Source organism: Roseateles sp., from assembly GCF_039595595.1.
Classification (GTDB): domain Bacteria; phylum Pseudomonadota; class Gammaproteobacteria; order Burkholderiales; family Burkholderiaceae_C; genus Roseateles.
In genome coordinates this window covers 197,572-222,403 of the sequence record NZ_JBCNLG010000008.1, presented here as the reverse complement: position 1 = coordinate 222,403, position 24,832 = coordinate 197,572, and the positions used below count along the sequence as shown (strand labels likewise).

General features: G+C 70.5%; 17 protein-coding genes. 11 read left to right on the top strand and 6 right to left on the bottom strand.

Annotated features, from left to right (window positions below):
* From ABDW61_RS12880 to ABDW61_RS12865, 4 genes are all read left to right on the top strand, one after another.
* A partial coding sequence (locus ABDW61_RS12880; protein ID WP_343639146.1) for a response regulator occupies window positions 1-3,248 on the top strand: 3,248 nt, incomplete at its 5' end.
* Window positions 3,239-5,557, top strand: coding sequence for a response regulator (locus ABDW61_RS12875; RefSeq protein ID WP_343639144.1), 2,319 nt, complete (start codon window positions 3,239-3,241; stop codon window positions 5,555-5,557). The genes ABDW61_RS12880 and ABDW61_RS12875, both read left to right, overlap by 10 nt.
* A 121-nt stretch (window positions 5,558-5,678) precedes the next feature.
* Complete coding sequence (locus ABDW61_RS12870) at window positions 5,679-5,855, top strand: hypothetical protein (protein ID WP_343639142.1); 177 nt, start codon at window positions 5,679-5,681, stop codon at window positions 5,853-5,855.
* Window positions 5,852-7,939 carry a hypothetical protein gene (locus ABDW61_RS12865; RefSeq protein WP_343639140.1) on the top strand — a complete coding sequence of 696 codons (2,088 nt, stop codon included), beginning with the start codon at window positions 5,852-5,854 and terminating at the stop codon, window positions 7,937-7,939. The genes ABDW61_RS12870 and ABDW61_RS12865 overlap by 4 nt, the downstream gene beginning before the upstream one ends.
* A 73-nt stretch (window positions 7,940-8,012) precedes the next feature.
* On the opposite strand, the gene aceA is transcribed toward ABDW61_RS12865, so the two are convergent.
* A complete protein-coding gene (gene aceA / locus ABDW61_RS12860) occupies window positions 8,013-9,302 on the bottom strand; it encodes an isocitrate lyase (RefSeq protein WP_343639160.1) in 1,290 nt (429 codons plus the stop codon).
* A 515-nt stretch (window positions 9,303-9,817) separates the two neighbouring features.
* On the opposite strand from aceA, the gene ABDW61_RS12855 reads away from it, so the two are divergent.
* Window positions 9,818-9,982 carry a hypothetical protein gene (locus ABDW61_RS12855; protein ID WP_343639139.1) on the top strand — a complete coding sequence of 55 codons (165 nt, stop codon included), beginning with the start codon at window positions 9,818-9,820 and terminating at the stop codon, window positions 9,980-9,982.
* 78 nt (window positions 9,983-10,060) lie between these two features.
* On the opposite strand, the gene ABDW61_RS12850 is transcribed toward ABDW61_RS12855, so the two are convergent.
* Both ABDW61_RS12850 and queG read right to left on the bottom strand, forming a co-directional pair.
* Window positions 10,061-11,038, bottom strand: a complete 978-nt coding sequence (locus tag ABDW61_RS12850; RefSeq protein ID WP_343639137.1) for a tripartite tricarboxylate transporter substrate binding protein BugE — start codon at window positions 11,036-11,038, stop codon at window positions 10,061-10,063.
* A gap of 79 nt (window positions 11,039-11,117) precedes the next feature.
* Window positions 11,118-12,233, bottom strand: coding sequence for a tRNA epoxyqueuosine(34) reductase QueG (gene queG, locus ABDW61_RS12845; protein ID WP_343639159.1), 1,116 nt, complete (start codon window positions 12,231-12,233; stop codon window positions 11,118-11,120).
* A gap of 95 nt (window positions 12,234-12,328) precedes the next feature.
* On the opposite strand from queG, the gene tsaE reads away from it, so the two are divergent.
* Together tsaE and ABDW61_RS12835 are read left to right on the top strand one after the other, a co-directional pair.
* Window positions 12,329-12,853, top strand: a complete 525-nt coding sequence (gene tsaE, locus ABDW61_RS12840) for a tRNA (adenosine(37)-N6)-threonylcarbamoyltransferase complex ATPase subunit type 1 TsaE (protein WP_343639135.1) — start codon at window positions 12,329-12,331, stop codon at window positions 12,851-12,853.
* 37 nt (window positions 12,854-12,890) lie between these two features.
* On the top strand, window positions 12,891-14,366 hold the full coding sequence (locus ABDW61_RS12835) for an N-acetylmuramoyl-L-alanine amidase (RefSeq protein WP_343639133.1): 1,476 nt from the start codon (window positions 12,891-12,893) through the stop codon (window positions 14,364-14,366).
* Window positions 14,367-14,457: 91 nt separating this feature from the next.
* On the opposite strand, the gene ABDW61_RS12830 is transcribed toward ABDW61_RS12835, so the two are convergent.
* Window positions 14,458-17,910 carry a PDZ domain-containing protein gene (locus ABDW61_RS12830; protein WP_343639132.1) on the bottom strand — a complete coding sequence of 1,151 codons (3,453 nt, stop codon included), beginning with the start codon at window positions 17,908-17,910 and terminating at the stop codon, window positions 14,458-14,460.
* 225 nt (window positions 17,911-18,135) lie between these two features.
* Window positions 18,136-18,783 (bottom strand): DedA family protein, encoded by a 648-nt coding sequence (locus tag ABDW61_RS12825; protein ID WP_343639131.1) that lies wholly within the window; start codon window positions 18,781-18,783, stop codon window positions 18,136-18,138.
* A 163-nt stretch (window positions 18,784-18,946) separates the two neighbouring features.
* On the opposite strand from ABDW61_RS12825, the gene mutL reads away from it, so the two are divergent.
* The 3 genes from mutL (at window position 18,947) to miaA (ending at window position 23,634) form a co-directional block, all read left to right on the top strand.
* Window positions 18,947-20,923, top strand: coding sequence for a DNA mismatch repair endonuclease MutL (gene mutL, locus ABDW61_RS12820; protein WP_343639158.1), 1,977 nt, complete (start codon window positions 18,947-18,949; stop codon window positions 20,921-20,923).
* A gap of 84 nt (window positions 20,924-21,007) precedes the next feature.
* Entirely contained in the window at window positions 21,008-22,678 is a 1,671-nt protein-coding gene (locus tag ABDW61_RS12815) for a pseudouridine synthase (RefSeq protein WP_343639130.1), read from the top strand.
* Window positions 22,675-23,634 (top strand): tRNA (adenosine(37)-N6)-dimethylallyltransferase MiaA, encoded by a 960-nt coding sequence (gene miaA, locus ABDW61_RS12810; protein WP_343639128.1) that lies wholly within the window; start codon window positions 22,675-22,677, stop codon window positions 23,632-23,634. Before ABDW61_RS12815 ends, miaA begins: the two co-directional genes overlap by 4 nt.
* Here miaA and ABDW61_RS12805 read toward each other — a convergent pair.
* Window positions 23,612-23,995: a hypothetical protein gene (locus ABDW61_RS12805; protein WP_343639126.1), complete on the bottom strand. Its 384-nt coding sequence runs from the start codon at window positions 23,993-23,995 to the stop codon at window positions 23,612-23,614. The two genes, miaA and ABDW61_RS12805, sit on opposite strands and share 23 nt — an antisense overlap.
* 171 nt (window positions 23,996-24,166) lie before the next feature.
* On the opposite strand from ABDW61_RS12805, the gene ABDW61_RS12800 reads away from it, so the two are divergent.
* Window positions 24,167-24,826 carry an ABC transporter ATP-binding protein gene (locus ABDW61_RS12800; protein ID WP_343639125.1) on the top strand — a complete coding sequence of 220 codons (660 nt, stop codon included), beginning with the start codon at window positions 24,167-24,169 and terminating at the stop codon, window positions 24,824-24,826.
* Window positions 24,827-24,832: the final 6 nt, after the last annotated feature.

The following is a 24,832-nucleotide window of genomic DNA, read 5'->3' as shown; positions in this document are numbered from 1 at the left end:
AGATCGCCGCGCTGGCCGACACCATCAACTCGATGACGGACACGCTGGCCATCTTCGCGGACCAGGTGACCACCGTGGCGCGCGAGGTGGGCGTCGAGGGCAAGCTCGGCGGCCAGGCCAAGGTGCCCGGCGCCTCCGGCACCTGGAAGGGCCTGACGGAGAACGTCAACGAACTCGCCGCCAACCTCACCACCCAGGTGCGCGCGATCGCGGAGGTCGCCACCGCCGTGACGCAGGGCGACCTGACGCGCTCCATCACCGTCGAGACCCAGGGCGAGGTCGCGTCCCTCAAGGACACGATCAACGAGATGATCCGCAACCTGAAGGACACGACGCAGAAGAACACCGAGCAGGACTGGCTCAAGACCAACCTGGCCAAGTTCAGCCGCATGCTGCAGGGCCAGAAGGACCTGGTCACCGTCGGCCAGTTGATCCTGAGCGAGCTCGCGCCCGTGGTGGGCGTGCAGCAGGCCGAGTTCTACGTGCTCAACATGCGCGGCGAGATGCCGCGCCTGAAGCTGATCGCCAGCTACGCCTCCGGCGGGCTGGCCACGCACGGCAAGGAGCTCTCGCTCGGCCAGGGGCTGGTGGGCCAGTGCGCGCTGGACCAGGAGAAGATCCTGCTGCCCAACGTGCCGGGCAGCGCCTTCCGCGTCGCCTCGGGCCTGAGCGAGACCGCGGCGATGGAGGTGCTGGTGCTGCCGGTGATCTTCGAGGGCCGGGTGCGCGGCGTGCTCGAGCTGGCCTCGCTCGAGCGCTTCAGCTCCACCCACCAGGCCTTCCTGGACCAGCTCACGGAATCGATCGGCATCGTGATCAACACGATCGAGGCCAGCACGCGCACCGAGGACCTGCTGATCCAGTCCCAGTCGCTCGCGGAAGAGCTGCAGCGCCGGCAGCAGGAACTGCAGCAGACCAACGGCGAACTGCAGGAGAAAGCGCAGCTGCTGGCCCACCAGAACCAGGAGGTGGAGCGCAAGAACACCGAGGTCGAGCAGGCGCGCCAGGCGCTCGAGGAGAAGGCCGAGCAGCTTGCGCTGACCTCGAAGTACAAGTCCGAGTTCCTCGCCAACATGTCGCACGAGCTGCGCACGCCGCTGAACTCGCTGCTGATCCTGTCCGACCAGCTCTGCAAGAACAGCGAGGGCAACCTGACGCTCAAGCAGGTGGAGTTCTCCAAGACCATCCACGCCTCGGGCAACGACCTGCTGATGCTGATCAACGACATCCTGGACCTGTCCAAGATCGAGTCCGGGACCGTGGCCGTCGACGTCAGCGAGCTGCGCCTGGACGAGCTGCAGCGCTCGGTGGAGCGCAGCTTCCGCCACTTCGCGGAATCCAAGCACGTGGGCTTCGCCATCGAGATGGAGCAGCCGCTGCCCAAGTCGCTGGTGACCGACGTCAAGCGGCTGCAGCAGATCATCAAGAACCTGCTGTCCAACGCCTTCAAGTTCACGCACCAGGGCCAGGTCACCTTCAACGTCAGCGCGGCCACCGATGGCTGGTCCGCCGATCACGAGGTGCTCAACCACGCGGGGCAGGTGATCGCGTTCTCGGTGACGGACACCGGCATCGGCATCTCCTCGGACAAGCAGCAGATCATCTTCGAGGCCTTCCAGCAGGCGGACGGTTCGACCTCGCGCAAGTACGGCGGCACGGGTCTGGGCCTGGCGATCAGCCGCGAGCTGGCGCGGCTGCTCGGCGGCGAGATCAAGCTGGTGAGCGCGCCCGGCCGCGGCTCCACCTTCACGCTGTACCTGCCGCAGCACTACACGCCGGCGCGCACCGGGCGGCAACGCCCGGCCGCGAGCGACGCGACCCCGGCCAGCGCCGCGGCGGACGCGGCGCATCGGGACGAACTCAAGACCGGCACGCCGGCGTCGATCAGCGCGGCGGAGCTCGCCGAGGCGGCGGTCCAGCGCGCGGCGGCGCGCCGCGCCCCGGCGGCCGCGGCCCCGCCGCCGCGCGACCCGGCGCCCGCGTCACTCGAGACGGCGCCCGACAGCATCGTCTTCGCCAACGTGGCCAAGGACGACCGCGAGGACATCGGCAGCGGCGACCGGGTGCTGCTGATCGTCGAGAACGACCTGTCCTTCGCCCGCGTGCTGCTCGAGGCGGCGCGCCACGGCGGCATGAAGGGCCTGGTGGCGACGACCGGCGCGGGGGCGCTCGCGATGGCGCAGGAGTTCCGTCCGGCGCTGATCACGCTGGACATCTTCCTGCCCGACATGCAGGGCTGGCGCGTGCTGGACCGGCTCAAGTCCGACCCCGACACGCGCCACCTGCCGGTGTGCGTGGTCTCGACCGACGACGCGCGCGAGCGCGCGCTGCAGGCCGGCGCGCTGGGCTTCCTGTCCAAGCCGCTGCAGTCGCGCGACGACGTCGACCGCGCGCTGCGCGATCTGCAGCGCTACCTCGACCGGCCCGTGCGCCGGCTGGCGGTGGCGATGCCCGACGGACCGGGCAGTCTGGCGCTGCTCGCGCCGCTGGCGCATGACGTCGAGCCGGTGATCGTGCGCACCGCCGACGAGGCCCGCGAGGTGCTGCCGCGCGTCGACGCGCTGCTGGTGGACGCGGCCTGGTGCCCGTTCGGGCCGCAGGACGTGCTCGATGCGCTGGAGCGCCGGCCGGGCACGCTGCCACTGGCGGTGGTGGCGCTCGATGCGGCGGCCCCCGCGGCGCCGGGCGCGACCAGCGCCGATGACGCGGGCGGCGGCAACCGCTGGTCGCGGCCGCAGGGCCTGCCGGTGCGCACCGCGGCGGACACGAACGCGGCGCTGGCCGCGCTGGCGCTGGCGCTGCACCGGGCGCCGGCGGACATGGGCGACGGGGAGCGCCAGGCGCTGCTCGACGCGCAGCAGGCGCGCTGCCCGCTGGCCGGCAAGAAGGCGCTGATCGTCGACGACGACATGCGCAACATCTTCGCGCTGGCGACGGTGCTCGACAGCCACGGGATGGTGATCGTCTCGGCCGACAACGGCCGCGAGGCGATCCGGCTGGTGCAGGAGGACCCGTCGATCGACATCGTGCTGATGGACATCATGATGCCGGAGATGGACGGCCTGGAGACCATGCAGCAGATCCGTCGCCTGCCGCGCGGCCGCGACCTGCCGATGGTGGCGGTGACCGCCAAGGCGATGAAGGGCGACCGCCAGAAATGCATCGAGGCCGGCGCCTGGGACTACCTCTCCAAGCCCGTCGATCCGGCCAACATGCTGACCGTGCTGCGGGGCTGGCTATGCCACTGAGCGCCCTCTTCGACGGCTACGCCACGCCGGACGCCGCCGAGCGCGCCAGCATCCTGATCGTCGACGACCTGCCCGAGAAGCTGCTGGTCTTCGAAACCATCCTGGCCGACCTCGACCAGCACCTGGTCATCGCGCGCTCGGGCAGCGAGGCGCTGCGCGAGGTGCTGCGCCAGCAGTTCGCCGTGATCCTGATGGACGTGAACATGCCGGGCATCGACGGACTGGAGACGGCCCGGCTGATCCGCGGCTACCGGCGCTCGGCCCACACGCCCATCATCTTCGTCACCGCCTACGCCGACGAGCTGCAGACGGCGCAGGGCTACTCGCTGGGCGCGGTCGACTACATCCTCTCGCCGGTCATCCCCGACGTGCTGCGCAGCAAGGTGCGGGTCTTCGTCGACCTGTTCATCATGCAGCAGCGGCTGCGGCAGCAGGCGCTGGAGCGCATCGCCATCGCGCGCGCCGAGGCCGCGCAGCGCGCCGCCGAGGAGAACACGCGGCGCTCGATCTTCCTCGCGCAGGCGGGGCGCGAGCTGGCCGATTCGCTCGATGCCGAGGTCGCGATGCGGCGTCTGCTGGCCTTGCTGGTGCCGCGCTTCGCGCCGCGCGCGTTGCTGTGGCTGCGCGATGCGGGCCATGGCCACGAACGCGTGCTGCGCTGCGACGCGCCCATCGCCGCCGGCGAGCCGCCGCTGTTCATCGAGGGCCGCGCGCAGATGCTCTCCGAGGTGCTCTACAACGCGACGCGCAACGCGCTCGAGCAGATGATTCCGGCGCTGCAGCCGGGAGGCGCGCCACCGGAGCCGCCCGGACCGGGCGACGACAGCGACGCGTCGCGCGCGCTGCTGCGCCGCGACACGGCCAGCGGCGTCGTGCTGCCGCTGGTGGCCGGCGAACGGGCGCTCGGCGGGCTGATGCTGACCGATCCGCATCAGCCGCCGGACTGGCCGACGCTGGAGGAACTGGCCGGCCGCGCCGCGATCGCCTTCGAGAACGCGCGGCTCTACGGCGCGCTGCAGGCCGAGATCGTCGAACGCCGCCAGGCCGAGGCGGGCCTGCTCGAGGCCAGCCGCCGCAAGGACGAGTTCCTGGCGATGCTCTCGCATGAACTGCGCAATCCGCTCGCCCCGATCCGCAACGCGATCGAGCTGATGCGCCGGCTGTCCGACCCCGAGGCGCGCCGCGCCGGCGAGGCCGATGACACGCGCCTGGCCAGCGCCGTCGCCGTGACCGACCGCCAGGTCAAGCATCTGACGCGGCTGGTCGACGAGCTGCTGGACGTCGCGCGCATCAGCCAGGGGAAGATCGTGCTCAAGACCGAAACGCTGGATCTGCGCGACGTCGTGCGCCAGGCCGTGGAGCCGGTGCAGTCGCTGATCGACGCGCACCGCCAGCAGCTGCGGCTCTCGCTCCCCGACCGCCCGGCGCCGGTGCGCGGCGACGCGGCGCGGCTGATCCAGGTCGTCACCAACCTGCTGCACAACGCCAGCAAATACACCGCGCCGGAGGGCCACATCGCGTTGACGCTGACGCCCGATACCGCTGGCGACGACACCGGCGCCGCCTTCCTGATCAGCGTGCGCGACAACGGCCGGGGCATCGCGCCAACGCTGCTGCCGCATGTGTTCGACCTGTTCGAGCAAGGACCGCGCGGCCTGGACCGCAACCAGGGCGGCCTGGGCGTGGGCCTGACGCTGGTCCAGCGCCTGGTGCAGCTCCATCACGGCACGGTCGAGGCGCGCAGCGACGGGCCGGACCAAGGCTCCGAGTTCGCCGTGCGCCTGCCCGCCGCGTCCGCCGCGCCCGCCGAGGAACCGGTGGCCCCGGCAGGCGGGACGGCGGCGGCCGCGGGCTCGCTGGCGCAGGCCCCGGCCATCTCCGCGCCGCCGGCGCTGACCGGCGATGACGACTGCCGCGTCATGGTCGTGGACGACAACCGCGACGCGGCCGATTCGATGGCGGTCTTCCTCGAGCTGGCGGGCCTGGCCACGCAGGTGGAACTCGACGGACCCGCCGCGCTCGATGCCGCATCCGCCCACCCGCCGGACGTCGTGCTGCTGGACATCGGTCTGCCCGGCCTGGATGGCTACGAGGTCGCGCGCCGCTTGCGCGCCTTGCCCGGCGGCGATCGCTGGCTGCTCATCGCGCTCACCGGCTACGGTCAGCAGGACGATCGCCGCCGTGCGCACGAGGCCGGCTTCGACGTGCACCTGGTCAAACCGGCCGATCCGGACGCCGTCGTCGAACTGATCCAGGAATGGCGCCAGCGTGACCGCGCCTCGCACGCCGCGGAGGCCTCGACCCGCTGAACAGGCGCGCGGAACACACGCGCGGAACAAGGCTGCGGCACAAGACCGTTGAAGAAGGCCGCGGAACAAGGCCTGACACCCAGGCACTACATCGGACCTTCACTGCACAAGGACGATGGCCATGGCCTTCCTGCTTCCCCTGCTCGCCACCGGCGCTGCCGTCGGTGGCGTCAACGCCGCCGCCAACGGCGTTTCCAAGACCCTGGGCAAGCTGCCTCTCATCGGCCCGCTGATCTCCACGGTGGCGAACGGGGTCAGCCAGGTGGCCGGCAACTCGATGCACACGCTCTTCAAGTGAGGGCACCCGTACCCGCGCCCTGCGGACCGGGCGCGCCCCTGCTCGCCCCGCCGCGGCCTGGCGGCCAGGCCGATCCATCGATCCAGGCCTCGGCGGGTGCGCCGCCGCGCGGCCGCCTGCGCTTCGCGCCGCTCGGCGGCGACTCCGCCGGCGTGACGCTGGGCCGGTGCCGGTTCTCCTCCGGCCCGCGCGTGATCGACGACTTCTCCGGCGCCAACCTCCCATCGGCGCTGCGGATCCTGGCGAAGGTGAAGAACCTGGACGGCCCGGATGACATCGCGGGCGCCATCCCCGCCACGCTGTCCGACGCCAGCCAGCCCTTTGTGGAGATCGGCCTGCTCGGACTGCTGTTCCCGCTGGTGGCGCTCTCGGCCAAGGAAGCGGTGAAGTCCGCCCGCGCCGGCTACGCGCGGGTCTATCCCGCCCAGGTGCGCAAGTGCCTGGACGAACAGAGCCGCATGATCGACGCCCTGAGCCGCGGTGGCACGCCGGGCAGTGGCGTCTCGGACGCCGACCTCGACGCATTGAGGTCGCTGCATGACCAGGGCGCCGCCCGCTTCGAGGAGCGGCAGCTCAAGCGGCAGCAAGGCTTTCTCGCGCTGCTCAAGCACAACTTCGCCAACAAGCGGCAGCACAAGCCCGGCAACGGCAAGCTGAGCAAGGCGTTCAACCGGAAAGCGGAAGCGATCCTCGCTCATCGCGGCGAGCGCCATGCGCCGTGGCCGGGTCAGGAGCTCGCCTATCGCGCCCAGCGGCTGAGCAAGGCGGAAGGCGAACGGCAATTGACCAAACGCGCCCGCACGCCGGCGCTGCTCACCGGCGCCGGCATGCCCGGCATGGCGGCCGGCATGGCGGTGTCGTCCGGAGCCGCCGCATCGGAGGCGGGCGCCGCCGCGTCGGCCGCGGCGGGGCACATCGCCGGCCAAGCCGCGGCCTGCACGGCCGCGCAGGCGTTCGAGACCACCGCCAGCGGCATCCTGCTCGGCGCGCAGCTGGCGCAGGGCGCCTCGGGTGTCCTCAGCGGCCGCGTCCACCATGCCCAGCGCCGTCAGCTCCTCAAGGATGCGCAAGCCGTGCGTGCGCTCGCCCCTCAATTGCCGGGACCCGCTGCCCGCGTCTTCGAGCAGGACGTCCGGTCGCGCTCGGCGGACAGCGTTCGAAGCCAGATCTGCGACGCCGGCCTGGCGGCGGGTCAGGCCATCATGGCCGGCTCGAGCATCGCGACCCTCGCGACGGCCGGCGCGGCGGCGCCGGTCACGATGGCGCTGGCCGTGCCCGGTGCCGCGCTGACCGTGGCGGCCAGCGTGGGCGCCGCGTTCAACGAGGCACGGCAGGCCCGCTACGCCGGCGACGGCGCGGACGAGCCGGTGAAGGCCAGACTCCGCCAGGAGGACTTCGGCGATCGGCTGCGCGCGACGTCAATCGACACCCTCCTCGATGGCGTCTCCAGCGACTACCTCAAGCATCAGGCCCTGGCGGTGCAGACGCGCATGTGGCGCGACATCCTGGACGTGCTCCAGGCCGAGGACCTGCACAGCACCGAGCCGCGTGTCTCGGCCAGCCAGCGCCTTGAGCGCCTGCGCGCGCGCAACCGGGCGCGCGGCGGATCGGCCACGCTGCTCGGCGACGGCGTCAAGCAGCTGCACGGTCTGCGCGAGCGCAGCTATCCGCTGAGCTGGTTCGAGGGCTCCGCGCTGCAGCTCCACGAGCGCTTGCACCTCCAGCTCCAGCGCCACCCGGTGGCGGCCCTCATCGAGGCCCTGCCGGAGTTCCGGCGCGAGGTGCTGTTCAAGACCGCTCGCGACCTGACCCGAAGCGCCGACCAGGCCGTCCAGGCGCTGTTCCGCGGCGCGGACGGCCGCCTGCGCGCGCGCCTGCAGGACGACGCCGCCTTCTTCGAGCTCGTGAACGGGAACGCCGAGGCCTACGCGGCCTACCTGCGGCGGCACAACGAGGCCCTGGCCCGCCATCTGGAGCCCGCCAACCTGTTCGGCCGCGCCGACAGCGGCGACGCGCTCGCGGATCTGGCCCACGCGAAGCGGCGTCACGACGCAAGCGGCCCACTCGTGCCCGCCGCGGGATGACAAAAAAAGGGCTGCCTCGCGGCAGCCCCTTCCGGTTCATTCCTCCCCGCTCACGCGGGGACGCGCGCGGCGATCAGCCGTGCTTCGCGTCGAAGAACTGTTCGTCCTCCGTCGAACCCTTCAGCGCCGCGGTCGACGCCTGTGCCTCGATCGTGGTGGTGACCGCGTCGAAGTAACCCGTGCCCACCTCGCGCTGGTGCTTCACCGCGGTGAAGCCCTTCTCGGCGGCCGCGAACTCGGCTTCCTGCAGCTCCACGAACGCGCTCATGTTGTTGCGCGCATAGCCGTAGGCCAGGTTGAACATCGAGTAGTTCAGGCTGTGGAAGCCGGCCAGCGTGATGAACTGGAACTTGTAGCCCATCGCGCCGAGCTCGCGCTGGAACTTGGCGATGGTGGCGTCGTCCAGGTTCTTCTTCCAGTTGAAGCTGGGCGAGCAGTTGTAGGCCAGCAGCTTGCCCGGGAACTTGGCGTGGATGGCCTCGGCGAAGGCCTTGGCGAAGGCCAGATCGGGCTTGCCGGTCTCGCACCAGATCATGTCGGCGTAGGGCGCGTAGGCCAGGCCACGGCTGATGGCCTGGTCCAGGCCGTTGCGGGTTCGGAAGAAGCCCTCGACGGTGCGCTCGCCGGTGCAGAAGGGCTTGTCGTTGTCGTCGATGTCGCTGGTGACCAGGTCGCCCGCCTCGGCGTCGGTGCGGGCCAGCAGCACGGTGGGCACGCCCATGGTGTCGGCGGCCAGGCGCGCCGCGACCAGCTTGGCCACCGCTTCACGCGTCGGCACCAGCACCTTGCCGCCCATGTGGCCGCACTTCTTCGCGGCGGCCAGTTGGTCCTCGAAGTGCACGCCCGAGGCGCCCGCCTCGATCATGGCCTTCATCAGCTCGAAGGCGTTCAGCACGCCGCCAAAGCCGGCCTCCGCGTCCGCGACGATGGGTGCGAAGTAGTCGATGTCGTTCTTGCCCTCGCTCCACTGGATCTCGTCGGCGCGCTTGAAGGTGGCGTTGATCTTCTTGACGACCTTGGGCACCGAGTCCACCGAGTACAGCGACTGGTCGGGATACATCTCCCCGTTGCTGTTGGCGTCGCCGGCGACCTGCCAGCCCGACAGGTAGATCGCCTTCAGGCCGGCCTTGACCTGCTGCATGGCCTGGTTGCCGGTCAGCGCGCCCAGCGCGTTGATGAAGGGCTCGGTGTTGACCAGACTCCAGAGCTTCTCCGCGCCGCGCTTGGCCAGCGTGTGCTCGATCGGTAGCGAGCCGCGCAGCCGGACCACGTCCGCCGCCGTGTAGCCGCGCTGGATGCCTTTCCAGCGAGGGTTCTCGGCCCAGTCCTTGTCGAGGGCGGCGATCTGCTGTTCGCGGGTCAAGGTCGTCATGGTGAGCTCCTGGTTCGAATGAAGTTGCTGAGGAAGGGAAAAAATCGAAAACCGATGGGCTCAAATCTAGGCGGCTTGGCGGCGCTCGTGGATGTGAATGTCTTATATAAGACTGATTTTTTACTCCTTATAAATCAATCATTTGTGAACCAAAAACCGGATCGTGAGAGTAGCTCTTCCATCATGAGAAATCTTGCGGCGGTGCAGCACGGGCGGTTTTTGCATGCCGCAAAGCTGATTTCATGATTTGAAATACACCCGGAATTCGCAGGCGCCGATCGTCGGCTTCGCTTTCACCGCACGAAATTGCTGGACAACCCCTCACCAGGGTCATCCGCGCGGTTGCCGTCAGCACTTCGGAGAGCGACTCGAAACGCCCCGGCCCCTGCACTACCGCTCTGTGCCGCGACCTGATTCCAGGCCGCCGCGTGCCGGAACCCCGGCCGTGTCTCGCGGCACCATGGCGACGTTCCGGAAGTCGCGGCGGCCTCTCTTAGGAGAAAACCATGATTGGTGCACTGATCGGTGCGGGTTCGAAGCTGCTGGGCCTGGGCGGGGGCGGTGGCGTTGCGCAGAGTGGTCTGTCGGCTGCCCTGGGCTCGCTGACGAACACGACCTCCAACGGCCTGCTGGGAACCGTCACGAAGTCGCTGACGGGCGGCCTCTTCTGAACCCGCCGCAATGACGAAGGGGCGTCCCTCGGGGCGCCCCTTTTTCTATTGACGAACCGGCATCCGGCCGGTCCGGCTTCAGTCGAGCTTGAGCTTCTGCGTCTCGACGACCTTCTTGTAGACCGCGTACTCGGCCTTGATCTGCTCGGTGAACTGCTCCGGCGTGTTGCCGATGACGATGGAGCCGGTCTCCTCGATGCGCTTGCGGACCTCGGGCATCTCGACGGTCTTGCGGGCGGCGTCGTGGATCTTGGCGACCACGTCCTTGGGCAGGTTCTTGGGCCCGAGGATGCCGTAGTACGCCATGCGGTTCACCGGCTCCAGGCCGAGTTCCTTGAAGGTCGGGACGTTGGGCAGCACGGCCAGGCGCTGCGGCGCGGCCACCGCGATCGCGATCAGGCGGCCGTCCTTGATGAAGGGCAGCGCCGAAGGAAGGTTGTCGAAGATCATCGGCACCTGGCCGGCGACCGTGTCGTTCAGCGCGGGGCCCGCGCCGCGGTACGGGATGTGGGTGACGAAGACGCCGGTCAGGCTCTTGTAGAGCTCCATCTGCAGGTGGCCGATGCCGCCGGTGCCGGAGGTCGAGTAGCTGTACTTGCCCGGGTTCTTCTTCAGCTCGGCGACGAAGGCCTTGTAGTCCTTGGCCGGGAAGGACGGATGCACCGCGATCACGTTGGGCGTGGCCGCCAGGTTGATGATGGGCGTGAAGTCCGTCAGCGGGTTGTACGGCGTCTTGGGATTGATCGCGGGGTTGGTGGCCGTCGTGGAGACGGTGGCCACGCCCAGCGAGTAGCCGTCCGGCGCGGACTTGGCGGTGTCGTTGGCGCCGATGATGCCGCCGCCGCCGGCCTTGTTCTCCACGACCATGGTCTGGCCCAGCGGCCCGGCGATGTGCTGCGCGACGACGCGGGCGACGATGTCGGTCGTGCCGCCCGGCGCGAACGGGACCACCAGCTTCACCGGCCGCGTGGGATACGACTGGGCGAGCGCCACGGCGCACGACAGCGAGAGCGTGCCCAGCATCAGGCCGCGTTGAAGGATCGAGCGACGGTTCATGTTCTCCTCGTCTTCCGGAAGGGGGATGGATCGATCAGGACAGCTTAAGTATCTCGTCGGTGACAGCGCGCTAGCGGAACTACGTAGAGACCTCACCGGCCGCGCGGCCACTCGCGCCCTCCCCGGCCGCAGCGCCGCGATCCCGGGCCAGTGCCCAGTCGATGTGTTCGGCCAGAAGCGGCGACGCGTCCGGCCGCGCCGACGTCAGCGCCGCGGTCATCGCCGCGCGCGTCTGCGGGGCCAGGTCTTGCCTCAGCGCGTTGCCCATCGCGACCGCGAGATTGCGCCGCCAGCGCGCATGCCCGATGCGGCGGATGGCGGAGCCCTCGGTGCGGCGCAGGAAGGCCGCCTCGTCCCAGGCCCAGAGCTCGAGCAGCGTGGCGTCGCCCAGCGGCTCGCGCCACTCGAAATCAGGCAGCGCGTTCCTGCGCGCGAACTTGTTCCAGGGACAGGCGAGCTGGCAGTCGTCGCAGCCGTAGATGCGGTTGCCGATGGCCTCGCGGAACTCGAGCGGGATCGGCCCGTCCTGTTCGATCGTCAGATAGCTGATGCAGCGCCGCGCGTCGAGCCGGTACGGGGCGACGATCGCACCGGTCGGACAGGCGTCGAGGCAGGCGCGGCACTGGCCGCAGTGCGCGGTGACGGGCTCGCTGGGCGGCAGCGCGAGGTCCAGGTAGATCTCGCCGAGGAAGAACATCGAGCCGCTGTCGCGATGCAGCGTCAACGTGTGCTTGCCGCGCCAGCCGATGCCGGAGCGGCTGGCGAGCTCGACCTCCAGCACCGGCGCCGAGTCGGTGAACACGCGATGCCCCGTCGGCCCCAGGCGCTGCTGCAGGCGGTCCGCCAGTTGCTGCAGCCGCTGGCGCAGCACCTTGTGATAGTCCCGGCCCCGCGCGTACAGCGACACCTGCGCGCGCGCGGGCTCGCGCAACGCGGCCCATTCGCGCGCCTGCCACTCGGCGCCCGCGGCTTCGGGCAGATAGTCCATGCGGGCGGTCAGGATGCTGATCGTGCCGGGGACCAGCTCGGCCGGGCGCGCGCGCTTGAGGCCGTGCGCCGCCATGTACTGCATCTCGCCATGGAAGCCGGCGGCCAGCCAGGCCTGCAGGCCGGCCTCCGCATCGCTCAAATCGACGTGGGCCACCCCAATCTGTGAGAATCCCAGCTCATGCGCCCAGGCGCGGACCTCGACCATCAGCGCGGCCAGCGCGTCGGGGTCTCGGGAGGGGCTCGGGGTCGCGTCGCCGGACGCGCCGGGCCGCGGGGTGTTGATCAAGGAATTCATCGCTGTTGAGCATTCTAGAAACCCGCCCATTCCGTTGGCCCGACGAGGCCGCCTGCGAACGCTTCGCGCAGGCGCTGGCCCGCTGTCCCCAGATCACCGACCTCAGCATCGAACTCGATGGCGGACTGGGCGCGGGCAAGACCAGCCTGGTGCGCCACCTGCTGCGCGCGCTGGGCGTCACCGGCCGCATCAAGAGCCCGAGCTACGCCGTCGTCGAAGACTACGCCCCGCCGCGGCTGGGCGGCCTGCCCGCGCACCATTTCGACTTCTACCGCTTCAGCGATCCGCGCGAGTGGGAGGACGCGGGCTTGCGCGACCTGTTCGCCGCGCCGGGGCTCAAGCTGAGTGAATGGCCCGACAAGGCGGCCGGCATGCTGCCGCCGCCCGACCTCAAACTGGTGCTCGAGGTCAACGCCGACGACAGCCGCGACGTTCGAGCCCAAGCCCACACGCCGCGCGGCCGGGCCCTGCTGGAGGAGCTCGAGCGGCAATTGGCCGCCGCTTCCGGGCCTGCCGCCGCTTCCGAATGATCCGTCCGCGACCGCCCCGCCTCACATGAATGGAGACATGACCGGCCTGCCCTCCCCGTCCAACGGCGATCCGGCGCCCTTGCCGGACGATGCCGCGCCGCCCTCGCGCGATCGCCGCAAGGCGCTGCGCCGCATGGGCGCGGTGGTGCTGAGCTTCCCTGTCCTGCCCGCCCTGCCGGCGCTGGCGGCCAGTGCCGCGAACATCGTCGCGGTGCGGGTCTGGCCGGCCTCGGACTACACCCGCGTGACGATCGAGTCGGACCGCCAACTGGCCGCCAAGAGCTTCATGGCCGCGAATCCGGACCGCCTGGTCATCGACATCGACGGCCTGGAACTCAACGCCGGGCTGAAGGAGCTGCTGGGCAAGGTCAAGCCGGACGATCCGTACATTGCCGGCGTGCGCGTGGGCCAGAACCAGCCGCGCGTGGTGCGCATCGTGCTCGACCTGAAGCAGGCGGTGGCGCCGCAGGTGTTCACGATCGAGCCGGTGGCGGCCTACCAGAACCGGCTGGTGCTGGACCTGTATCCGACCCGCGAGCGCGACCCGCTGCTGGATCTCGTGCGCGAAAAGGAAGCCGCCGAGTCGGCGGCCGCGCAGTCGGTCAACGACGCGCTGGGCGAGCTGATCGGCCGCATCGACCGGCCGCAGACGGCCGCCTCGGCCGCCGCGACGGCGGCCAGCGCAGCGGCCCCGGCGCCCGCGAGACCGGCGAGCGCCATCGCGAAGATCGAGACCCCGCCGCCGCCGGCGCCGCCGCTGAAGGAGGCCGCGCCGGAGATGAGCCAGGCCAAGCTGGACCGGCTGATCGTGATCGCGATCGATCCGGGGCACGGCGGCGAGGATCCCGGCGCCATCGGCCCCTCGGGCCTGCGCGAGAAGGACATCGTGCTGGCGATCGGCAAGAAGCTGCGCGACCGGCTGAACACCAACCCGCGCATCCGCGTGATGATGACGCGCGACGCGGACTTCTTCGTCCCGCTGGGCGAGCGGGTGCGCAAGGCGCGGCGGGTGCAGGCCGACCTGTTCGTGTCGATCCACGCGGACGCGTTCATCACGCCGAAGGCGCGGGGCGCATCGGTCTTCGCGCTGTCCACCGGCGGCGCGAGCTCGACGGCCGCGCGCTGGATGGCGGACAAGGAGAACGCGGCCGACGTGATCGGCGGCGTCAACAGCAAGGCGGTGAAGGACGAGGGCGTGCTGCGGGCGATGCTGGACATGAGCACGTCGGCGCAGATCAAGGACAGCCTGAAGCTGGGCGGCGAGGTGCTGGGGCAGATCGGGAAGCTGGCCAAGCTGCACAAGGGCAGCGTCGAGCAGGCGGGCTTCGCGGTGCTGAAGGCGCCGGACGTGCCATCGATCCTGGTGGAGACGGGCTTCATCTCCAACCCGGAGGAGGAATCCCGGCTGCGCGATCCGGACTACCAGGATGACCTGGTCAAAGCGCTGGCGACGGGCATCGCGCGCTACTTCGCGAAGAACCCGCCGCTGGCAGCGAGGCATCGGGCGCTGTGATCGCGCTCAGGCGCGGCGGCGCACCTTCGCCTTGCTGGACTTGAAGGAGTTCCGCGCGCGAGCTCGAAGAGCCGCGCGCGGTGATCGACGCTCACTTGCCGAGCTGTGTCGGCATCGGCGGGGCCACGGTGCGCTGGATCGGCTTCCACGACTTCAGCCGCTCGAGCACGTTCGCCACTGCCGCCTCCAGCTGCACGTCCCGGCCGGCGTTCACCGCGACCGGATCCAGGTCCACGTCGATGTCCGGCGAGACGCCTTCGTTCTCGATGCGCCATTCGCCTTCCGGCGTGAAGAAGCGGAAGAACGGCACCACCAGGAAGCCGCCATCGATCAGCCCCGGGTTCGCCGAAATCCCGATCAGCCCGCCCCAGGTCCGCTTGCCGATCAGCGGTCCCAACCCCGTGCGCTTGAACGCATACGGCATGAAGTCGCCGCCCGAGCCCGCGTCCTGGTCGATCAGCATCGCCTTGGGCCCGTAGATCGCGCCGGCCGGCGTGTCATAGATCAGGCCGTCGCGGTCCTTCCAGCTGCCCAGATAGCCGCGGTTCAGCAGCTCGATCACATAGTTCGCCGCCTGGCCGCCGCCATTGCGGCGGTCGTCGACGATCAGCGCCGGTTTGTCGACCTGCGCGAAGAACATCCGGTTGAAGTGCTGGAAGCCCGGCCCCGCCGTGTCCGGCATGTAGACGTAAGCGATCTTGCCGCCGCTCAGGCGATCCACTTCCTCGCGGTTGTGGTCGATCCAGGCCCACTGGCGCAGCCGGCCCTCGGTGGCGATCGGCTCGACCGTGACGCGCCGCGCGCCCTGCCCGTTCGCGCTGGCGGCCACCGTCAACTGCACCTGCTTGCCGACCGTGTTCTCCAGTTGCTGGTACAGGTTGTGCGCGCCGTCCACCGGCTGGCCGTTGACCGCCAGCAGGTAGTCGCCTTCCTTCACGCCCACGCCCGGCGCGGCCAGCGGCGCCTTCAGATACGGATCCCAGCGATCGCCCTTGAAGATCCGCTTGATGCGGTACTTGCCGCCCTCGACGCTGAAGTCCGCGCCCAGCAGCCCCACCGGCACCTTGGCCTCCTGCTGCACGTCGCCGCCGCCGATGCGGTTGTGGCCCACCTGCAGCTCGCCGATCATCTCCACCAGCAGGTCGTTCAGGTCCTCGCGGCGCTGCACGCCGGCCACCAGCGGGGCGTAGCGCTTGTACACGCCCTGCCAGTCCAGGCCATGCAGCTTGGGGTCGTAGAAGAACTCCTTCTCCATCCACCAGGTCTCGTCGAAGATCTGGCGCCACTCCGCGCGCGGATCGATGCGCGTGCGCAGGCCCGACAGGTCCAGGCTCTTGGTGTCGAGCTTCTCGCGCGCGTCGGCCACCTCCAGCCGTCCGCCGCCCAGGTTCAGCAGGATCTTCTTGCCGTCGGCGCTGAGGCTGTAGTCCTGCACCTGCGGCTTGACCAGCTTGGCCTTCTTCTCCTCGAAGTCGAAGCGGTACAGCTCGCCCTTGCCGCCGTCGCCGCCCTCGGCGTCGATCGACACGCCCGGCTGCTTGCGCTCGATGTAGAACAGCGCGCCGTCGTCCGCGACGCCCAGGTTGTCGTAGCGCGCGGTCGCCACCGGCAGACCGACGATGCGATCCTTCAGGCCCGCGAAGTCGATGCGCACCGGCTTGGCCTTGGGCTTGGCGTCCTTGCCGTCGTCCTTGCCGGACTTCGCGTCCTCGCCGCCCTTCGAATCCTTGTCTTCCGCCGAATCCTTGACGCCGTCCTTGTCCTTGCCCGCCTTGTCGGCGTCGCCGTCCTTCTTGTCCCTGGCGCCCTTGCCTTCTTCGTCGCCCGCCTTGGGCTCCAGCGGCGACTTGCCGTCAGCGCGCAGCACGGCGGCGTACAGACCCATGCGCAGCGAGCGCTCCTGCGTGGACATGTCCAGGCCCACCTGCGCCGGCCCCGAGTTGATCGACGCGGCGAAGAACAGCACGTCGCCCTTGGTCGAGAACACCGGCAGGTTGGCGTGGCTCAGGCCGTCGGTGACCAGGTGCTGCTGACCGTTCTGGAAGTCGATGACCTTGATCTGGCTGAAGAAGTTCTTGCCCACCACGGTGTAAGCCAGGAAGCGTCCATCCGGCGAGAAGCTGACGTCGAAGCCGGCACGGCGCTCGCTGGTGTCGATCCTGGCGAGCTTGCCCGCCTGCGCGCCCTGCAGCGGCATCTGGTACAGGTTGAGGTGGTTGTCCTGCAGCACCAGGCGGGCGCCATCGGGCGACCAGTCCAGCAGCGTGTAGTAGCCGGTCTCGGGCAGCAGCAGCTTGCGGGTGGGCTTGTCGGCCTGATCGCCGAGCTGGTCGCGGATCACGACCTGATGGCGCATGCCCGGCTCGTCCGACACATAGGCGACCTGCTGGCCATCGGGACTCCAGATCGCGTCCTTCTCGCGCACGCCCGAGGTCTGCGTCAGGTTGCGCACGGCGCCGTCCTTGACCGGCACCGTGAAGACCTCGCCGCGCGCCGTGATCACCGCGCGCTTGCCGGTGGCCGACAGCGCCGCATTGGTGATGGACTTGGACGCATCCTTCCACTGCACGCGGGCCTGGGGGCTCGACTCGTTCAACGCCACGCTGATGACGCGCGCGGTGCCGCCTTCGAGCCCGATCTCCTTGAGCTGGCCGCCGGCCTCGTAGACGATGCGCCCGTCACGGCCGTCGGCGCTGCGCACGTCCCAGACGGTTTCCTTCGTCAGCTGGCGCAGCGCCTTGGTCTTCGTGTTGAACGCGAAGAGGTTGGCCGCGCCGTCATTGCGATCGGAGATGAAGACGACCTCGTCGCCCATCCAGATCGGGTTGTTGTCGGTGGCGTTGACGTGCGGGATCTGCTCCCAGGTCTTGCCCTTGGGATCGAGGATCCAGATCGGCGGCGTCGTGCCGCCGCGGGTCTGGCGCCAGCCGCTGGTGCCGTTGTAGGCCGCCTGGTAGGGCCGGTACGCGAGCCGCGTGCCGTCGGGCGACCACACGCCCTCGTAGGCGACGGCCTCCATCACCTTCTGCTCGAAACCGCCTTCGAGCGGCACCTCGAACAGCTGCTTGCTGCGGTTGTTCAGCACCTCGCGATTGGAGGCGAACAGCACGCGCTTGCCGTCGGCACTCCAGCCGGTCACCTGATCGGCGGCGGGGTGCCAGGTCAGGCGCCGCGGCTGGCCGCCGGCCGCGGCGATCACGTAGACATCGGTGTTGCCGTCGTAGCCCGCCGAGAACGCGATCCACTGCCCATCCGGCGAGAAGCGCGGCGCGAACTCGGGCGCAGCCTGTCCGGCGAGACGGCGCGGCTGGCTGCCGTCGCGGTTGGCGATCCACAGGTCGCCGCCGTAGACGAACGCAAGATGGCGGGCCGAGATGGCGGGCTCGCGCAGCAGCATCGTGACGACGGGAGCGGGAGCCGCGGATGCGGCCTGTTGAGCCGATTGAGCCGATTGAGCCGGTTGGGCTTGCGACGGCGCCGCCGCGATCACGGCGGTCAGGCTCAGGGCCAGGGTGACGGCCTTGCTGAGAGTGCTGAGTTGCATGGGCTGTTCGACGGTGAAAAGCAGCGGGCGAGAATAGCCCTCCGATGTCACCGTGACGAAACGCACCCCAGGGGTTTGCGCGCTGGGCGGGTCGGTGTTTTCCCTTTGCGGGGGCGCCCTTTACTGCTTCGGCCGGGGCGTTGGCCGCTGGGGCATGGGGCCGCAGGCGGCAAGCGCCTGAACCCCAAGCCCCACCGTCCCCGACCGCTCGTGGTGTACGAGGTTTCAGACCGCGGGTTTGGCGCGGGAGGCGCGCCAGCCACCATAAAGCGCGATCAGGCCAGGGACGAGGATCATCGCCCAGATGATCTTCGACAGATGGGTCTGGACGAACGGGATGTTGCCGAACAGGTAGCCCGCCAGCGTGAGACCGATGACCCAGATCGCGCCGCCAGCAACGTTGTAGGCAGTGAAGCGGCTGCGGGTCATCGCGGCCACACCGGCCACGAAGGGCGCGAACGTCCGGATGAAAGGCATGAAGCGCGCCAGGATGATGGTGATGCCGCCGTGCTTCTCATAGAACTCGTGAGCGGCGTCGAAGGCGCGCTTGTTGAAGAAGCGCGACTGCTCCCACTGGAAGACCTTCGGCCCGAAATGACGCCCGATTGCGTAATTGCACTGGTCGCCAAGGATCGCCGCCACGAGCAGCACCGTCATCGCCAGCGGCAGATTCATCATCCCGGTCCCGCACAGCGCGCCGACCACGAAGAGCAGCGAGTCCCCCGGCAGGAAGGGCATGACGACCAGGCCGGTCTCGACGAACACGATCAGGAACAGCAGCGCGTAGACCCACACGCCATAGGCAGTGACGAACTCGGCCAAATGCTTGTCGACGTGCAGGATGAAGTCGAGGAGGAATTGCAGCAGATCCATGGGCGCGGATTATGGCGGGCGGTTCCTGATGCACTCGTGAAGAAACGTCGCCCGCGGTGACCGGGAAATGCTGTGTGCCCGACCGCACGGAAAGCCGGGCCGGCCCGGTGCCGGCCGGCCGACCCTTCTACAATCCGCCCCCATGGACGACACCCTCGCCCCGATGGCGAATTCCGCGGCCGGCCTCGACCTCGCCGCCTCCGCGGCGCGGCGCGCGATCCGCGAACTCCCCGATGAACTGATCTCCCAGATCGCCGCCGGCGAGGTCGTCGAACGCCCGTCCTCGGTCGTGCGCGAACTCGTCGACAACGCCCTGGACGCCGGCGCCGGCCAGATCCAGCTCAAGCTCATCGCCGGCGGCATCCGCAGCCTCATCGTCGAGGACGACGGCCACGGCATCCCCGACGCCGAACTGCCGCTCGCCATCAAGCGCCACGCCACCTCCAAGATCGGCAGCCTCTCCGACCTCGAGGCCGTCGCCACCATGGGCTTCCGCGGCGAAGCCCTCGCCGCCGTCTCCTCGATCGCCGAACTGGCCATCGTCTCCCGCCACGACGGCGCCGCCCATGCCTGGCGTCTCGAGGCCCGCACCGGCGAGCTCAGCCCCGCCGCCCGCGCCCGCGGCACCTCCGTCGAGGTGCGCGAGCTGTTCTTCAACACCCCCGCCCGCCGCAAGTTCCTCAAGAGCGAAGGCACCGAGCTCGCCCACTGCCTCGAGGCGCTGCGCCGCCACGCGCTGGCCCGCCCCGACGTCGGCTTCGCGGTCTGGCACGAGGGCAAGCTGGTCGACCAGTGGCGCTCGGCGCCCCTGCCCCAGCGCATCGCCGAAGTCCTCAACGAGGAGTTCATCGCGCAAAGCCGCGAGGTCTTCGCCGAGGTCGGCCCGATGCGCATCCACGGCCGCGTCGGCCTGCCCGAAGCCGCGCGCAGCCGCGCCGACATGCAGTACGTCTACGTCAACGGCCGCTACGTGCGCGACAAGTTGATCGCCCACGCGATCCGCTCCGCCTTCGACGACGTGCTGCATGGCCACCGCCAGCCCAGCTACGTGCTCTTCCTCGACGTTCAGCCCGAACTGGTCGACGTCAACGTCCATCCGACCAAGATCGAGGTCCGCTTCCGCGACGGCCGCGAGATCCACCAGCAAGTGCGCCGCGCCGTCGAGGCCGCGCTCGCGCTGTCCCGCAGCGAGGAGGCCCAGCAGGCCGCCGCCCTGCCCGCCCCCGCCGAGGCTGGCGGCCGCCAGCGCTGGACCGGCACGCCCGCCTGGGAGCGCCCAATGGACGGCGCCGAACCATCCGCCGCGGGTCCCTCCGCCTCGGGCGCCGCGGCCTACGAGCCGCCCGCCCCGTATCACGCGCCATCCGCGCGCTTCGCCGGCCCCGAGGGCTGGCGCGCGCCCATTCCGACCCGCGCCCAGACCGCGCTCGCGCTCGAACAGGCCGAGGCGCTCTACGCGCCCGCCCCTGCCGGCGGCCTGCCGTCGTTCCCTGCCGCCAGCCTGTCGATGCCGGGGGCCGCCTCGGCCGCTCCCCTGCCCGCGAGCCAGGCCGGCGAATGGCCGCTGGGCCGCGCCATCGCGCAGATCCAGGGCATCTACGTGCTGGCCGAGAACGCGCAGGGCCTGGTCATCGTCGACATGCACGCGGCGCATGAGCGCGTCGTCTACGAACGCCTGAAGTCCGCGCTCGGCGAAACGCGCATCGACGCCCAGCCGCTGCTGATCCCGGTCACCTTCGCCGCCACGCCCGCCGAGATCGCCACCGCCGAGGCCCATGCCGACACGCTGCGCCGCCTCGGCCTGGACATCGCGCCGCTGTCGGCCAAGGTGCTGGCCGTGCGCGAGCGCCCCGCGCTGCTGGCCGGCGGCGACGTCGTCGAACTGGCGCGCGGCGTGCTGGCCGAGCTCGCGCAGTTCGACGCCAGCCACGCCATCGAACGCGCCCAGCACGAGATCCTCGCCACGATGGCCTGCCACGGCGCGGTGCGCGCCAACAGACAATTGACGATCGACGAGATGAACGCGCTGCTGCGCGATATGGAACGCACCGAACGCGCCGACCAGTGCAACCATGGCCGTCCGACCTGGCGCCAGCTCACGATCCGCGACCTCGACGCGCTGTTCCTGCGCGGCCGCTGAGTTCAGGCACTCACCGCGCTCGACCCGTCCGTCCCCGTCACTCCGTCGCCGACAGCGACCCCTTTCACCAGAAGCAGTACCGACATGGCCACGCTCAAGCTCAACAAGAAGAATCCGGCCGGCGCCAAGTCCGCGGGCGGCAAGACCGACGCCCCGCAGCGGCGCGCCCCGCTGCGCGGACAGGGCGTCAACAAGCCGCGTCCGACGCTGGCCCAGGCGCAGGCCGACCGCGCCGAGCGCGAGGCCGCGTTCCAGCAGCGCCGCGCCGAGGAAGGCCGCCACGAGCGCCGCGGGCCGCAAGGCCGCGACGAGCGCCGCGCCGGTCCCGGCGACCGCCCGCCGCGCGAAGGCGGCTACGGCGACCGCCAGGATCGCGGCCCGCGCCAAGGCGGCTACGGCGATCGTCAGGACCGCGGCCCGCGCCAAGGCGGCTACGGCGATCGTCAGGACCGCGGCCCGCGCCAGGGCGGCCATGGTGATCGTCAGGACAGAGGCCCGCGTGAAGGCAGCGACCGCCGCCCTGACGGCGACCGCCCGCGCTTCGAAGGCGACCGTCCCCGCCGCGACGATCGGGGTGGCGATCGCTACGGTGATCGCCCGGCCCGCCCGCACGGGGACCAGCCGCGCGGTGACCGTCCGCATGGAGATCGTCCCTACGGCGACCGGCCGCCGCGCGATCGCGCCTACGGCGACCGGCCACAAGGCGATCGCAACTTCGGCGACCGCCCGCGCCGCGATGACCGCGGCGGCGACCGCTATGGCGACCGTCATGGCGACCGTCATGGCCGCGGCCCCGAAGGCGCTCGCCAGGGCTCGGAAGGCGGCTCCCGCCACGGCGACGAGCGCATGCGCCGCGCGCCGGCCGGCGATCGCCACGCTCCGGCCTCCAACGTCCACGCCCGCGCCGAGCGCGAGGAGCGCGCCGAGCGCACCGACCGTCCGCGCCACCCGGACGCGCCGCGCCAGCCCGCGCCCGTGCGCCTGGCCGATCCGGATGCCGGCGAGCGCCTGTCCAAGCGCATGAGCGAACTGGGTCTGGCCTCGCGCCGCGAGGCCGACGAATGGATCGAGGCCGGCTGGGTCACCGTCGACGGCCAGCCGGCGACGCTGGGCCAGCGCGTCGGCCCGGACGCCGTGATCGCCGTCGATCCGGCCGCCCGCGAGCAGCAGGCGCAGCGCGTCACCATCCTGCTGCACAAGCCGATCGGCTACGTCTCCGGCCAGGCCGAGGACGGCTATGAGCCCGCCTCGGTGCTGGTCAAGGCCGACACGCACTGGAGCGAGGACCCGTCGAAGATCCACTGGGCGCCGGGCCACGGCCGCCAGCTCGCGCCCGCGGGGCGCCTGGACATCGACTCCACCGGCCTGCTGGTGCTCACGCAGGACGGCCGCATCGCGCGCCACCTGATCGGCGAGGACTCCGACGTCGAGAAGGAATACCTGGTCCGCGTCGCCGTCGAGAACGGCGACCCCGAGCGCCACCCGCAGCACCAGCTCGATCCGAAGGCGATCGCGCTGCTGAACCACGGCCTGGAGCTGGACGGCGTGCAGCTCAAGCCGGCCAAGGTCAGTTGGGCCAACGAGGACCAGTTGCGCTTCGTCTTGCGCGAGGGCCGCAAGCGCCAGATCCGCCGCATGTGTGAGCTGGTCGGTCTGAAGGTGCTGGCGCTCAAGCGCGTGCGCATCGGCCGGATCCCGCTGGGCCAGCTGCCGCCGGGCCAGTGGCGTTACCTCGCGCCGTGGGAGCGCTTTTGAGCGCACTGGCCGCGGACCTGAGCCCGCTGTGCCTGGCCGGCCCGACCGGCTGCGGCAAGACCGCCGCGGCGCTGGCCATCGCGCGCCGGCAGCGCGTGGAGATCATCAGCGTGGATTCCGCGCTGGTGTACCGCGGCATGGACATCGGCACGGCCAAGCCGTCGCCCGGCGAGCTTGCCGAAGTGCCGCACCATCTGATCGACATCCTCGAGCCCACCGCCAGCTACTCGGCCGCGCAGTTCGTGCGCGACGCGATGCGCCTGGTCCCCGAGATCCAGACCCGTGGCGCGCGGCCGCTGCTGGTCGGCGGCACGATGCTGTACTTCAAGGCGCTGTTCGACGGGCTGTCGGAGCTGCCGCAAGCGGATGCCGCGCTGCGCGCCCGGCTCGACGCCGAGGCCGCCCGCGAAGGCTGGCCGGCGATGCACGCCAGGCTGGCGGCGCTCGATCCCGAGACGGCCGCGCGCCTGGCGCCGCTGGACTCGCAGCGCATCCAGCGCGCGCTGGAGGTCTGCCTGCTCAGCGGCGAGCCGATGTCGGCGCTCTACCGCCGCCAGCGCTCGCAGGGCGTGGACTGGCCGCTGATTTCGCTCGAGCCCTCCGACGCCGCGCGCGCCTGGCTGCATGAACGGCTGGCGCTGCGCTTCGCGCTGATGCTCGAGCAGGGCTTCGTCGACGAAGTGCGCCGCCTGCGCGCCCGGGGCGATCTGCATCTGGGCCTGCCCTCGATGCGCTGCGTCGGCTACCGGCAGGCGTGGGAGCTGCTCGACGCGAACGAGGCCTCGCCCGACTTGGCGGCGCTGCAGGAGCTGGGCACCGCGGCGACTCGCCAGCTCGCCAAGCGCCAGATCACCTGGCTGCGCGGCATGCCGGCCCGGCGCATCGTGCCGGCCGAGGCGCCCGATGCCCTCGATCGGCTGATCGCCGCGGCGATCAGCGCGCACGCTCCGGATTGACCCGGCGCCTCACGGCGCCAGCGCGACTCGCCACCGGCGGTTCATGGGACGCGGGGCGTGGCGAGTGGGGAGCGAAGACCTCCTCGATCTTTCTCAAGCCGTCATCGATCCATGACTTGCGGTCGCTGGCAAGCGGGCTCCCGTGCAGGAACAGGTCCAGAGTCATGCTTTGCAGGCGCTCTGCCGGCGACCGTCCGGCCGCGCGGACAGCCGCGGGCGAGGCGCCGGTCTTGATCAACTCGCGCCGCGCAAGCACTTCATTCACCAGCAGGATCACCGCGCTCAAAGCGCCCGTGTCGACATGGCTGCTGTTCGATTCAATGTCGATGCGAGACAGTGGCTCGGACGGGACGGTTCTCATGTCGACAGAGTGGGCCAACGCGATCGGCGGGGCCGACCCCGATGCGGGATGCATCTGCAAACCCTGACAAGGGCGTCGGCCGGGCGATCCTTGATCGAGGAACTTCCTCGACACAGGGCCACGGCGCCGGTCTGACGCCACAATCCGCCGATCGACCTCCCGCGATCGACGATGGACGTTCCCCTCCTGACCGCCTCCGGCCTCACCAAGCGCTACGGTTCACAGACGCTGTTCGAGCATCTCTCGCTGACGCTGCATCGCGGCGAGATGCTGGCGCTGCTGGGCGAATCGGGCAGCGGCAAGTCGACGCTGCTCAATGGGCTGGCGGCGCTGGAGCCGCTGGACCGGGGCCAGGTCGTGCTGCAGGGCCGCGATGTGCTGGCGCTGGACGAGCCGGGCCAGGCCCGGCTGCGGCGCGAAGAGCTCGGATTCGTCTTCCAGGCCTTCCACGTGCTGCCCCACCTCAGCGTGCAGGACAACGTCGGCCTGCCCCTGCTGCTGCAGGGCCGGCCGGATCCGGCGCGGGTGGCCGCGATGCTCGAGGCCGTCGGCCTGACGCCGCACGCGCGGCATCTGCCGCGGCAGCTGTCAGGCGGTCAGTTGCAGCGCGTGGCGATCGCGCGGGCCCTCGTGCACCGGCCGGTGCTGGTGCTGGCGGACGAACCGACCGGCAACCTCGACCCCGCGCATGCCGACCAGGTGATGCGGCTGCTGCGGCAGCAGTTGCGCGAGCAGAATGCCGCCTGCCTGCTGGTCACCCATTCCGCCCATGCCGCCGAACTCGCCGACCGCCGTCTGCGGCTGGAGAACGGCCGCCTGATCGAGGCCTGACGGGTC

Coding starts and splice junctions, on each gene's coding strand:
- ABDW61_RS12875 (WP_343639144.1), top strand. CDS start 3,239: ATGCCACTGAGCGCCCTCTTCGACGGCTACGCCACGCCGGACGCCGCC.
- ABDW61_RS12870 (WP_343639142.1), top strand. CDS start 5,679: ATGGCCTTCCTGCTTCCCCTGCTCGCCACCGGCGCTGCCGTCGGTGGC.
- ABDW61_RS12855 (WP_343639139.1), top strand. CDS start 9,818: ATGATTGGTGCACTGATCGGTGCGGGTTCGAAGCTGCTGGGCCTGGGC.
- ABDW61_RS12850 (WP_343639137.1), bottom strand. CDS start 11,038: ATGAACCGTCGCTCGATCCTTCAACGCGGCCTGATGCTGGGCACGCTC.
- queG (WP_343639159.1), bottom strand. CDS start 12,233: ATGGTCGAGGTCCGCGCCTGGGCGCATGAGCTGGGATTCTCACAGATT.
- ABDW61_RS12835 (WP_343639133.1), top strand. CDS start 12,891: ATGACCGGCCTGCCCTCCCCGTCCAACGGCGATCCGGCGCCCTTGCCG.
- ABDW61_RS12830 (WP_343639132.1), bottom strand. CDS start 17,910: ATGCAACTCAGCACTCTCAGCAAGGCCGTCACCCTGGCCCTGAGCCTG.
- ABDW61_RS12825 (WP_343639131.1), bottom strand. CDS start 18,783: ATGGATCTGCTGCAATTCCTCCTCGACTTCATCCTGCACGTCGACAAG.
- mutL (WP_343639158.1), top strand. CDS start 18,947: ATGGCGAATTCCGCGGCCGGCCTCGACCTCGCCGCCTCCGCGGCGCGG.
- ABDW61_RS12815 (WP_343639130.1), top strand. CDS start 21,008: ATGGCCACGCTCAAGCTCAACAAGAAGAATCCGGCCGGCGCCAAGTCC.
- ABDW61_RS12805 (WP_343639126.1), bottom strand. CDS start 23,995: ATGAGAACCGTCCCGTCCGAGCCACTGTCTCGCATCGACATTGAATCG.
- ABDW61_RS12800 (WP_343639125.1), top strand. CDS start 24,167: ATGGACGTTCCCCTCCTGACCGCCTCCGGCCTCACCAAGCGCTACGGT.